We start from the raw sequence: 12,204 nt of genomic DNA, 5'->3' as shown, positions 1-12,204 counted from the left end.
TAGTGATCAAATATCGCTTACATAATGGCTTGAGAGTGGTTATGGAACAAATACCTACTTTTCGATCGGTCACGTTCGGAATTTGGGTAAAGACTGGCTCACGTAATGAGTCTCAAGAACAAAACGGCATCTCACACTTTATTGAACACATGCTGTTCAAGGGGACGGAGCGCCATTCAGCAAAAGATATCGCAGAGATATTTGACGGAATTGGCGGGAATGTCAATGCATTTACCTCCAAAGAGTACACTTGCTATTATGCCAAAGTACTCGATGAGCATTTGCCGCTAGCGATGGATGTACTTTCCGACATGTTCTTCCATTCTTCCTTTGATGAAGGGGAGCTGGAGAAAGAAAAGGGAGTCATTTATGAAGAGATCTCGATGTATGAAGATACACCTGACGACTTGGTCCATGATTTATTAGCGAAAGCTTCTTATGGGACTCATCCATTAGGTTATACGATTCTCGGGACGGCGGAGAATTTATCCAAAATGCAGTCCGATGATCTTCGTAATTATATGAAGAAACATTATAATACGGAGAATACCGTGCTCAGCATTGCGGGCAATATTGATGACAGTGTTCGTGAATTGATTGAGAAGCATTTTGGTGGATTCGCACTAACAGGAGCAGAAACGAGCTATGATGCACCGGATTTCCTTGGAGAATTGATTTTCCATGCTAAGAAAACAGAGCAAAATCATATCTGTCTCTCACTGCCAGGTCTCTCCTTACAAGAGGAAAACCTGTACCCTATGGTGCTGCTCAATAACGCGATCGGCGGTGGCATGAGTTCCAGGCTATTTCAAGAAATCCGTGAGAAGCGCGGCTTAGCTTACTCGGTGTATTCGTACCATTCTTCCCACATCGATAGTGGTATGTTTACGATCTATACAGGCACAGCACCTAAACAAACAGAAGAAGTCTTGAAGGTTACGATGGAGCTGCTGCATGATATTGCCGTAAAAGGGATGCTGGAATCCGAGTTGAAAAAAGGGAAAGAACAGTTGAAGGGCAGCTTGATTCTTAGTCTTGAGAGTACGAGCAGCCGTATGAACCGTTTTGGGAAAAATGAGTTGATGACCGGCAAGCACTACAGCCTGGACGAAATGCTTCAACGCATTGACAGCGTACAAATGGAGCACATTCAAGCTTTAACCAAAACATTATTCTCAACACCTTTCGCTCTGTCTATGGTTGGGAATTCCGATGATGTCATTAGCAGCTTCAGGAGGGATCAGCTTGTCTCTCTCTAAGTTTGATGTCCAAATAAAACGTGTTTCCGGGCAGGAAGATATTCTCTTGCCACAGAAAATGTCTGCAGCCGCAAGCGGATTTGACCTTCATGCTGCTGTAAGCGAACCTGTTATTCTTGCTCCGGGTGAGCGTCGGCTTATTCCCACTGGATTCGCACTGAGCATGCCGCCTGAACTTGAAGCACAGATCCGGCCACGAAGCGGATTAGCTTTCAAATATGGCATTACGACACTAAATTCTCCAGGAACAATCGATGCTGATTATCGTGGTGAAGTGAAGGTGTTGTTGATCAATCTTGGACAGGAAGCTTTCACGATTGGGCGCAACGAGCGCATTGCCCAGATGGTATTTCAACTGGTACCACAGATTGATTTAGTGGAAGTTAATGAGCTGACGGAAACGGAGCGGGGCTCCGGCGGGTTTGGTCACACAGGACGATAATAAGTAGTAGAAAGAACCTCTGTATAGGGGTTCTTTTTTTGTTTCAAAAAGCAGTGGCACCCATCCTTAGGCGAACGCATACTATAACGTATCGAAACGGACCGAGAAAGGGGTGTAAGCAAAGAATGCTTACTGGGATTTCGGTTGCTTTCATGGGTGGAGACGCCCGGCAGCTAGAAGTAATTCAGAAATTTACCGAGCTTGACGCATCAGTAACATTATTCGGTTTTGACAATCTCGGGAGGCAATTCAGCAGTGTTTCCAATGCGAAACTAGATCCCGTGCTGCTTCAAACGATTGATGTTCTAATTTTGCCGGCTGTAGGTACGGATGATTCCGGACAAGTGGAATCTATCTTTTCAAGCGAAGAGTTGAGATTGACGGACGCTCATATTTCTTCGCTGCCGAAGCATGCCAAGGTATACACGGGAATGGCCAAAAGTTATTTGAAAAATCTTTGTGCCGCACATGGAATAGGCGTTGTAGAGTTATTTGATCGGGACGATGTCGCGATATACAACTCCATTCCAACTGCTGAAGGCGCGCTGATGATGGCGATACAGAACACGGATATTACGATTCATGGTTCTGTATGTATGGTTTTGGGTTTTGGTCGTACGGGTTTCACCATGGCCAAAACACTGCAAGGTTTAGGGGCTACCGTTAAGGTAGGGGTAAGGAAACCAGAGCATTTCGCAAGGGCGTGGGAGATGGGTTTTCAGCCTTTTTACACGAAAGATCTGTATCCGGAAGTGGGGAATATTGACTTGCTTTTTAACACAATTCCGACTATGATAGTCACAGCGCAAGTTATTACCAATATCCCACATCGCGCGCTGATCATCGATTTGGCTTCTAAACCCGGTGGAACGGACTTCCGATTTGCCGAGAGAAGAGGTGTCAAAGCGATGCTTGCGCCCGGATTACCTGGCATCGTCGCCCCCAAAACAGCTGGCCGCATCATGGCAAACACACTAAGTCAGCTGATCGAGGAAGACTTCAGAGACAGGAGCGATGTGGAATGAATTGGCAAGGGAAAACAGTCGGTTACGCGTTAACCGGTTCTCACTGTACGCTGGAAGAGGTAATGCCTCAAATTCAGAGATTTGTAGATGCTGGTGCACGCGTCATTCCGATTGTATCCAATACGATCATGACAACGGACACACGTTTCGGGAAATCGGCAGATTGGCAGCAGCAGTTAAAGGACATAACAGGCAACAACATCATTTCGACAATTGTAGATGCAGAACCACTAGGTCCATCCAAGCTGCTTGATGTGATGGTTATTGCGCCGTGCACAGGAAATACAACTAGTAAGCTAGCAAATGCGATGACAGAAAGTCCTGTACTTATGGCTGCCAAAGCGCAAATGCGGAACTTACGTCCGCTTGTTTTAGCTATTTCTACCAATGACGGACTGGGTTTGAATGCGATGAATATCGCTAAGCTTCTGATTACGAAGAACATTTATTTTGTTCCTTTTGGTCAAGATGCACCTGGAGCTAAGCCAAATTCGTTGGTGGCTCGCATGGACTTGATTATGGAAGCTTGTGAGTCTGCGTTGGATGGCAAGCAATTGCAACCCATGATTATTGAGAGATTTCAGTACTAATTTCATATATAAATCTTGAAGGGGAGAGACCAGCTCATGTCCAACCAGAAGCTTTTCAACATTGCAGTCGTCGGAGCAACAGGCGCAGTAGGTGAACAAATCATCCGTCTATTAGAACAACGGAATTTCCCCATCAAGGAATTAAAATTGCTTTCTTCCGCTCGCTCAGCGGGTGTCAAGATCTCTTTCAAAGGTCAAGATGTAACGGTTCAAGAAGCTACCCCTGACAGCTTTGAGGGTGTAGATATTGCCTTGTTTAGCGCTGGCGGCGACGTGACTAAAGCGTTAGCTCCGCACGCGGTGAATGCAGGTGCCATTTGTATTGATAACACAAGTGCCTACCGTATGGATCCAGACACACCTCTGGTTGTCCCAGAAGTGAATGTTGACAAGATCAACGAGCACAAAGGTATCATTGCAAATCCGAACTGTTCCACGATTCAGATGGTTGCAACCCTGAAGCCTTTATACGATCGTTACGGTATTTCCCGCATCATCGTATCGACGTATCAAGCTGTTTCTGGAGCGGGCGCGAAAGCGATTCATGAAATGTTGAGACAATCGCAAGAGGTACTTGCAGGTAATGATGCGAATCCGGACATTTTGCCAGTGGGTTCTTTGCCGGTGAAACACCAAATCGCATTTAATGCAATTCCTCAAATCGACAAGTTTCTCGACAATGGATTTACCAATGAAGAGATGAAAATGATTCTTGAAACGAAAAAAATTATGGGTGACGAGTCCATTGAAGTGACTGCCACTTGTGTGCGCATCCCTGTTGTGTATGGACATTCAGAGTCCGTTTACGTGGAATTGAAGGAAGATTTCGACGTAGAAGAAGTGAAAACATTGCTAGCGAATGCTCCTGGTATCGTGTTAGTTGACAACCCGGCTGAGCAGCAATATCCACTAGCAACAGATGCAGCGGGCAAGCTGGAAACTTTTGTTGGACGCGTGCGCCGCGATTTGAGCAACCCAAAAGCACTGAATATGTGGATTGTTTCTGACAACCTGCTCAAAGGCGCTGCTTGGAATGCTGTGCAAATTGCTGAATATATTGCTATTGAACAATAATCAGCATTACTGCGATTTAGTTGCAGTGAATATGGGGGAAACTCATGCGAATCCTTGTACAGAAATTCGGAGGTACCTCGCTTTCCACCGCACAAGCTAGAGAACATGTTATTGGACATATTCAAGATGCACTAATCGATGAATACAAACTAGTCGTTGTTGTTTCTGCGATGGGACGCAAAGGGGAACCCTATGCGACTGACACGCTCTTAGATCTTGTTCGTAAGAACGGGGAAGGGCTGCCGGCGCGGGAAATCGACATGCTAATGGGCTGCGGAGAATTAATTTCTGCGGTACATTTGTGCAGTTTATTGCAGTCTAGAGGCATCCGCTCAACAGTTTTGACGGGTGGGCAAGCTGGCATTTTAACCAATGATGATCACGGCAACGCTAAGATCGTTGCTATGCAGCCTAACCGTATTCTAGAATTACTGGAACAAGATATGGTTGTTATTGTTACAGGTTTTCAAGGTAAAACAAGCGAGGATGAATTGACTACGCTGGGACGCGGAGGTAGTGATACATCAGCGACTGCGTTAGGAGCAGCACTGAAAGCCGAGATTGTTGATATTTTCACTGACGTGAATGGGATAATGACAGCGGATCCAAGAATCGTGGAGGACGCCAGACCGCTCATTCGAGTCAGTTTTGCCGAAATTTGCAATATGGCGCATAATGGCGCCAAAGTGATTCATCCGCGTGCCGTAGAAGTCGCTATGCACGCTAATATTCCGATCCGGGTGCGATCCACGTTCACGAAGGAATTAGGCACTTTGGTTACAGCGTCAGACAGTATCCCGCATGACATGAACCAAGTGAAAGACCGCTTTGTTACAGGGATTGCCCATTTTACGAACATTACGCAAATCTATGTGGCTGCCGTTGAGGGGCAATTTGATCTGCAGCTTCGTGTATTCAAAACGATGGCGCAGAACCAGATCAGTGTTGATTTTATCAGTGTGAATCCATCGGCGGTTGTTTATACCGTTTTCGACCACGAAGCTGAACGTGCAGTTAAGCTGCTTAGGAGCCATGGTTACGAACCCCATGCTTTAAGTGGATGTGCCAAGGTATCCGTGATCGGTGGGGGAATGAACGGCGTGCCGGGAATTATGGCGCAAATTGTAGAGGCTTTAACGATAGAAGACATACGGATCTTGCAATCAGCCGATTCGAATACGACGATCTGGGTGCTTGTACAAGGGGAAGATATGATCAAATCGGTTAAAGCATTACATCATAAATTTGGTTTAAATAAATGAATATGAGATTCAGGAGGTGCAAACGGTGGATTTTGGAAGAGTAATCACAGCCATGGTCACTCCGTTTGACGAGCAATTACAAGTCAACTGGGACCAAGTAGAACCGCTAATCAATTATTTGATCGAAGAGCAGCAGTCTGATAGCCTCGTAATTTGTGGGACCACTGGTGAGGCGCCTACATTAACTGACGAGGAGAAGCTGAAGCTGATCGAGCTATCCGTTCGTTATGCACGAGGTCGTTGCAAGATCATTGCAGGCACTGGAAGCAATGATACGGCACACACCATTCATTTCTCCCAAAAGGTCGAGAAACTTGGAGTCGATGCTTTGCTTATCGTAGCTCCTTACTATAACCGCCCGTCGCAAGAGGGGTTGTACCAGCATTTTAAAGCCGTTGCTGAATCCGTTAACGTCAGTATCATGCTCTATAATGTTCCGGGCCGTACAGGTGTTAATTTGGATGCAGAGACAACCATTCGTCTTTCCCACATTTCGAATATTGTGGCAACCAAGGATTGTGCGAACACGGATCAATTAACCCGTATTCTTAACGATGCAGCCCCTGGTTTTCTAGTATACAGCGGGGATGACAGCAATGCCCTGCCAGCATTATCCGTAGGTTGTCAGGGAATTATTAGTGTTGCGAGCCATGTGATTGGAAAAGAAATGCAATCTATGGTAAAGTATTATTTAGAAGGTAACATTCAGCAAGCGGCAGAACTTCATCGTAAGCTGCACCCTGTGTTTATTGGCATTTTCCGTGTTCCGAGTCCTGCTCCAATCAAGCATGCTCTTGCACTGAAAGGCATCCAAACAGGGGGCGTGAGACTTCCGTTAGTTCGCGTATCCGAGCAAGAAGGACAATTCATCCAATCACTTTTTGTATGATAACGCCTAATGAATCGGTGCTCCGGCATCGGTTTTCTTTTTTTGGGGAAGCTATTGTAATCGGTATTAACTTGTATTTGTTGTTTTTTTTCATGTATAATGGTTGCAAGTGACTAGTTCGGTTTTTCATCTAAAATTCGTCGTCCAATCTTAGAAGGAGGTATATTCTTGTCCAAAAAAAATATTGATAAACTTTTGATCTTCGCTCTTGGCGGCGTGGGCGAAATCGGAAAAAATATGTATTGCGTTCAGTATGCGAACGATATCATCGTCATTGATAGTGGTTTGAAATTTCCTGAGCAGGACATGCTCGGAATTGATATTGTCATTCCAGATATCGGATACTTAACGGAGAATCGGGATAAAGTACGCGGCATTATCATTACTCACGGCCATGAAGATCATATCGGCGGCTTACCTTATGTGCTTAAGCATCTTAATGTTCCACTGTATGCTACTAAACTTACAATGGGTCTCATTGAGGCGAAGCTGAAGGAAGCGAACTTGCTCGGTACAACGAACCGGATCCTAATTAACGCGGATTCCGTGCTTTCTTTAGGCACTATTACAGCAACATTCTTCAAAACGAATCACAGTATCCCTGATTCTGTAGGTGTCGCTCTGGATACACCGGAAGGCGTGGTTGTGCATACAGGAGACTTCAAGTTTGATCAAACTCCTGTAAACGATCAATATGCCGATTTGCACCGCATGGCAGAGATCGGGAAGAAAGGCGTTCTTGCCTTGCTTTCTGACAGCACCAACGCAGAACGGCCTGGTTACACAGGCTCGGAGCGCAGTGTAGGTATTGAGATTGAAGAAGTGTTCCGTAAAGCTAAACAGAGAGTGGTTATTGCAACTTTTGCATCCAACATTCATCGTGTACAACAGGTGTTTGATGCAGCGGCTGCAACGAATCGTAAAGTTACCGTTATTGGTCGAAGCATGGTTAATGTGGTATCGATTGCAAGCGAATTAGGTTACTTGAACATTCCGGATGGCATGTTGATCGAGCCAGAGGAAGTAAACAAGCTTGCTGCTGACCGGGTTGTCATTCTTTCCACAGGAAGCCAAGGCGAGCCGATGTCTGCACTTACAAGAATGGCACGTTCCACCCACCGTAAAGTTGATATTTTACCAGGGGACACGGTCATTATTGCAGCTACGCCGATTCCAGGAAATGAACGTGATGTAGGACGTACCGTAGATGAATTGTTCCGTATCGGTGCTAATGTTATTTACGGACCAGGTTCAGTAACCGGTGTTCACGTATCAGGTCACGGCAGTCAAGAAGAATTGAAGCTTATGCTCAATTTGATGAAGCCGAAATACTTTATTCCCATTCACGGTGAATATCGCATGCTCCGCCAGCATGGACTCCTCGCTGAGTCTGTAGGTATGGCGAAAGAAGATATTTTCATGTGTGATATCGGTGACACGGTAGAAATTCAAAATGGAGTTGCACGCAAAGGATCCAAAGTTCAAAGCGGCAACATTCTGATTGATGGACTGGGCGTCGGAGATGTAGGCAACATTGTGTTGCGTGACCGTAAGTTACTGTCTCAGGACGGTATTCTTGTAGTCGTTGTTACTCTCAGTAAACAAGATGGCAAAATTTTATCCGGACCGGATATCATCTCTCGCGGATTCGTGTATGTACGTGAATCAGAGGGCCTCTTGGAAGAAGCCAATCGCATTGTTACCAATACATTAACGAAGTTAATGAACGAAAATGTAAATGAATGGGCATCTTTAAAAACTAATGTAAAAGATGTTCTCGGACGCTTTTTATATGAACAAACCAGAAGAAGACCAATGATCCTTCCAATTATCATGGAAGTCTAGGCTCGAACAGTCACTTGAACCTATGCAAATAGCAAAGCTCTCTCCGTCACTGGAGGGAGCTTTTTTCAGTCGGTCCATCAGAAGAAATGATGCATGAAAGGTACCAAAATTATTCATACTATGGGAGATTATGATCCATGTCTGTAAGGATTGTTAGTCAAACATGAAGGGGGACTTATTGTGGCATCATCTACAGAACCGACGAAGCAACAGGAACCAGTGACAGAGGAAGGAAAGAAAAATCCTGTCCTCGAAAATATTCAGCAATTAGGCCAAACCAATACGATTTCAGGTGAGTCAAACATTTTTTGTCTTACGATCATCGGACAAGTGGAAGGCCATATCGTGCTTCCGCCGCAGAATAAAACAACGAAATATGAGCATATCATCCCGCAATTGGTCGCCGCGGAGCAGAATCCAAAGATTGAAGGCGTCATGATTATTTTAAATACGGTGGGCGGAGATGTTGAAGCAGGGTTAGCGATAGCAGAGATGGTGTCAACCCTTTCGAAGCCTTCGATCGCTTTAGTTCTAGGGGGAGGACACAGCATCGGTGTTCCTATCGCGGTTTCTGCAGATTACTCCATTATTGCGGAGACTGCGACGATGACGATTCACCCAATCCGATTAAATGGCTTGATTATCGGTGTTCCGCAAACTTTTGAGTATCTGGATAAAATGCAAGAACGCGTCGTTCGATTCGTAACGAAACATTCCAATGTAACGGAACAAAAGTTTAAAGAGTTGATGTTTAAGACGGGGGAGTTAACCAGAGATATCGGGACAACGGTCATTGGCGAGGATGCTGTGAAATACGGCTTAATCAATCAGGTCGGTGGGATCGGCGATGCTATTCGGGAGCTCAACAAGCGCATTGAGTCGAAGAAGGCAGCTATGGGTGGTGGCATGGTACAATGATTCACTACTCGGTTGTGCCGTTGGATGTGATTTTTGAAGGGGCAGATACGTATGAGCCCAAGTTCATGGATATTGAACAAGGCGGAATCAAGATGCAGATTGAGCCAATTAGCGGCTTTCAAGCTCGTATTGTCAGACTGTACAGCTGTAACCCGCAGGATTATTTAAAAGAGCAATATGCCCCTGGAACTATAATTTCTTTCAGTCCAATTATGGAGACTTCACTCATATAAAGCGCTGTTCCTGTATCATCCCTCAAGCCAAATATGGTATAATGTGGACTTGGGGGTGACAAGCGTGGCGAAACGCAAGAAGAAGGGTAAGGCTTTAAAAACTAGCTTGTTATTCGAATTGTACGGGATTCTCATTTTGATTTTTTCCGTCATTGCCCTTGCCCATCAAGGACATGTCGGAAACTCATTGATTTACCTTTTCCGTTTTTTTGTTGGAACGTGGTATTCGTTAGTGCCTCTCATTTTCATATATGTGGCCTTATATGCCATGATCAAACGAGCCTGGCCACAGATGGTGACGCCTAAGAAAGCAGGCATTTTGCTGTTTATTCTTGGACTGTTGATAAAAAATCACATTGATTTATTTGCTCAATTGTACCCGGATGACGGATTTACGTCAGGCAAAATCATTTCGTCGACATGGAACGCCATGTTGGAAGGGCTGCATCCGACGGAAGCAGGACAGGCTGCGCTTGAGCACGGGATTGGCGGCGGCATGATTGGCGCTGTACTGTATAGTATCTTGTACTTCTTATTTGACTACTTAGGTGCAAGATTAATCCAGTACGCCTTATTTGTAATTGGTTTTATTCTGGCTACCGGCATCTCTTATGTGGATATCGGGAACGTAATCCGCGGACGGTTCAGCAATGTCGGGCAAAATTTCAAAGACAGAATGAAAGAATGGCTTCAGGATCGAGAAGGGCGACAACCCGCACAAGTTGCAACAGCCACAGCCTCTGGTGCCAACGACAAGAAAGTAAAGAGGCAGGCTTATGTCCCTGTTGACGATGAGTTCGATGAAGAAGTATTCCAGCCTGTGAAACGGAAGAAATCACCGCTTATCATGGAGTTGCTGCGTCCTATTAAAGAAGGGCGCAAGAAAGCAACTGCAGCGGCAAGTGATGAGAATGATGATGAATTTGTACATAATGCAGAAGAAACGGAAGCTTCTGAGGAAGTGGTTTATAAATCGAATGAAGTGCGACCGGCTGAAGAGATTCCACCGGAAGATCAGCCTGTCACACCGATTATCCGCGATTTTCAGGAGCAAGTGTTTCAAGAAGCCCAACAATCGGTTAAACCTGTTTCGGCTTCATCAACAACGGCGTTGCCTAAGACTAAACCAGCTTCAGCGAGTGATGAACCTGGGGATGATGAACCTGTTACTTTAGAGTTTCAAGATCATGTACCGGCCGTTCAAACCCGTCCTTATGAGATGCCTGCGCTCGACCTGCTGGCGAAGCCGGCTGTCGGCAAAGGCAGTGAGATGTCGGACTACAAAGCGAATGCCCGAAAGCTGGAGGCCACCTTGGAAAGCTTCGGTGTGCGTGCCAAAGTGCTCGAGGTTGTCAGGGGACCTGCTGTTACACGGTATGAGATTCAACCTGACGTAGGCGTGAAGGTAAGTCGAATTGTTTCCTTAACGGACGATATTGCGTTAGCGCTTGCCGCTAAGGATATTCGGATGGAAGCTCCGATTCCGGGTAAATCGGCAATTGGGATTGAGGTTCCGAATCTTGAGGTTTCCGTTGTAACAATGAGAGAAGTGATGGAAACATCAGCTTTTCAAGAATCGAGTTCTCGCCTGTCTGTTGTACTCGGGAGGGATATATCCGGACAACCTATCGTCGGGAATTTGGCTAGAATGCCTCACTTACTCGTAGCTGGTGCTACTGGTTCAGGTAAATCCGTTTGTATTAACGGGATCATTACGAGTATCTTGTACAAAGCTAAACCGAATGAAGTCAAGTTTTTGATGATTGACCCCAAGATGGTTGAGTTAAATGTCTACAATGGAATTCCGCATCTTCTCGCACCGGTTGTAACTGATCCACGAAGAGCATCTCTGGCTCTTAAGAAAATCGTTGTCGAGATGGAGAAACGCTACGAGTTATTTTCAAAGAGCGGAACGCGAAATATTGAAGGTTACAATGCTATGTTGACGGAAAGCGGCACAGCGGCTCCATTGCCTTATTACGTTGTCATTGTAGACGAGTTGGCGGATTTAATGATGGTTGCAGCTAATGACGTAGAAGATTCGATCTGCCGATTAGCGCAGATGGCTCGCGCAGCAGGTATTCACTTGATTATTGCTACGCAAAGGCCATCCGTTGATGTCATCACGGGTGTTATCAAAGCCAATATCCCTTCGCGTATTGCATTTGGAGTTTCATCCCAAGTCGATTCACGGACCATTTTGGATATGGTAGGCGCCGAGAAGCTGCTAGGCCGAGGCGATATGCTTTATTTACCTGTTGGCGCATCCAAGCCGGTACGTGTACAAGGGGCCTTTTTATCTGACCAAGAGGTCGAGCATGTCGTCACGTTCGTCCGTACGCAAGAACAAGCCAATTACCAAGAAGAATTGGTACCGCAAGTGGAAGAAATGCCGGAACAACAAAATGAATTCGAGGACGAGCTGTATGATCAAGCCGTTCAAATCGTTTTGGAAGCGAAACAAGCTTCCGTTTCCTTGCTTCAAAGACGCATGAGAGTTGGCTATACACGTGCAGCAAGGCTTGTTGACGCCATGGAAGCCAAAGGCGTTGTCGGCCCTTATGAGGGAAGCAAACCCCGCGAGGTACTGATGTCAATTGAGCAATACCAACACAATCGAATTAGTTGATAACGGATGCAGGATGATTACATGGAACACTCTCTTTC

11 protein-coding genes are annotated in these 12,204 nt (G+C 45.6%); all 11 read left to right on the top strand.

Annotation, left to right across the window (positions count from 1 at the left end; translation table 11 throughout):
- Positions 1-2 precede the first annotated feature (2 nt).
- The 11 genes from PCH02S_RS05925 (at position 3) to PCH02S_RS05875 (ending at position 12,166) form a co-directional block, all read left to right on the top strand.
- On the top strand, positions 3-1,259 hold the full coding sequence (locus tag PCH02S_RS05925; RefSeq protein ID WP_127450990.1) for a M16 family metallopeptidase: 1,257 nt from the start codon (positions 3-5) through the stop codon (positions 1,257-1,259).
- A complete protein-coding gene (dut, locus tag PCH02S_RS05920) occupies positions 1,246-1,701 on the top strand; it encodes a dUTP diphosphatase (protein WP_258567515.1) in 456 nt (151 codons plus the stop codon). The genes PCH02S_RS05925 and dut overlap by 14 nt, the downstream gene beginning before the upstream one ends.
- Before the next feature lie 125 nt (positions 1,702-1,826).
- Positions 1,827-2,726 carry a dipicolinate synthase subunit DpsA gene (gene dpsA, locus PCH02S_RS05915; protein WP_127450988.1) on the top strand — a complete coding sequence of 300 codons (900 nt, stop codon included), beginning with the start codon at positions 1,827-1,829 and terminating at the stop codon, positions 2,724-2,726.
- Positions 2,723-3,316 carry a dipicolinate synthase subunit B gene (locus PCH02S_RS05910; protein ID WP_127450986.1) on the top strand — a complete coding sequence of 198 codons (594 nt, stop codon included), beginning with the start codon at positions 2,723-2,725 and terminating at the stop codon, positions 3,314-3,316. Before dpsA ends, PCH02S_RS05910 begins: the two co-directional genes overlap by 4 nt.
- A gap of 36 nt (positions 3,317-3,352) precedes the next feature.
- The gene (locus PCH02S_RS05905) at positions 3,353-4,390 is read left to right on the top strand and encodes an aspartate-semialdehyde dehydrogenase (protein WP_127450984.1); all 1,038 of its coding nucleotides are present in this window, start codon (positions 3,353-3,355) and stop codon (positions 4,388-4,390) included.
- Between the two features lie 44 nt (positions 4,391-4,434).
- Positions 4,435-5,652, top strand: coding sequence for an aspartate kinase (gene dapG / locus PCH02S_RS05900; RefSeq protein ID WP_127450982.1), 1,218 nt, complete (start codon positions 4,435-4,437; stop codon positions 5,650-5,652).
- A gap of 25 nt (positions 5,653-5,677) precedes the next feature.
- Positions 5,678-6,541, top strand: a complete 864-nt coding sequence (gene dapA, locus PCH02S_RS05895) for a 4-hydroxy-tetrahydrodipicolinate synthase (protein ID WP_127450980.1) — start codon at positions 5,678-5,680, stop codon at positions 6,539-6,541.
- A 168-nt stretch (positions 6,542-6,709) separates the two neighbouring features.
- Complete coding sequence (locus tag PCH02S_RS05890; protein ID WP_127450978.1) at positions 6,710-8,386, top strand: ribonuclease J; 1,677 nt, start codon at positions 6,710-6,712, stop codon at positions 8,384-8,386.
- A 177-nt stretch (positions 8,387-8,563) separates the two neighbouring features.
- Positions 8,564-9,304 (top strand): ClpP family protease, encoded by a 741-nt coding sequence (locus tag PCH02S_RS05885; protein ID WP_127451156.1) that lies wholly within the window; start codon positions 8,564-8,566, stop codon positions 9,302-9,304.
- A complete protein-coding gene (locus PCH02S_RS05880) occupies positions 9,301-9,537 on the top strand; it encodes a YlzJ-like family protein (protein WP_127450976.1) in 237 nt (78 codons plus the stop codon). The genes PCH02S_RS05885 and PCH02S_RS05880 overlap by 4 nt, the downstream gene beginning before the upstream one ends.
- Before the next feature lie 64 nt (positions 9,538-9,601).
- On the top strand, positions 9,602-12,166 hold the full coding sequence (locus PCH02S_RS05875; RefSeq protein ID WP_127450974.1) for an FtsK/SpoIIIE family DNA translocase: 2,565 nt from the start codon (positions 9,602-9,604) through the stop codon (positions 12,164-12,166).
- Positions 12,167-12,204: the final 38 nt, after the last annotated feature.

The sequence above is a fragment of the Paenibacillus chondroitinus NBRC 15376 genome (assembly GCF_004000765.1).
In the GTDB taxonomy this organism is placed as follows: Bacteria; Bacillota; Bacilli; order Paenibacillales; family NBRC-103111; genus Paenibacillus_E; species Paenibacillus_E chondroitinus.
This window is presented reverse-complemented; position numbering and strand designations above follow the sequence as displayed.

Bases quoted from the DNA above. Each gene is read 5' to 3' on its own strand.
- PCH02S_RS05910 (WP_127450986.1), top strand. From the start codon at position 2,723: ATGAATTGGCAAGGGAAAACAGTCGGTTACGCGTTAACCGGTTCTCAC.
- PCH02S_RS05880 (WP_127450976.1), top strand. From the start codon at position 9,301: ATGATTCACTACTCGGTTGTGCCGTTGGATGTGATTTTTGAAGGGGCA.
- PCH02S_RS05905 (WP_127450984.1), top strand. From the start codon at position 3,353: ATGTCCAACCAGAAGCTTTTCAACATTGCAGTCGTCGGAGCAACAGGC.
- dapG (WP_127450982.1), top strand. From the start codon at position 4,435: ATGCGAATCCTTGTACAGAAATTCGGAGGTACCTCGCTTTCCACCGCA.
- dpsA (WP_127450988.1), top strand. From the start codon at position 1,827: ATGCTTACTGGGATTTCGGTTGCTTTCATGGGTGGAGACGCCCGGCAG.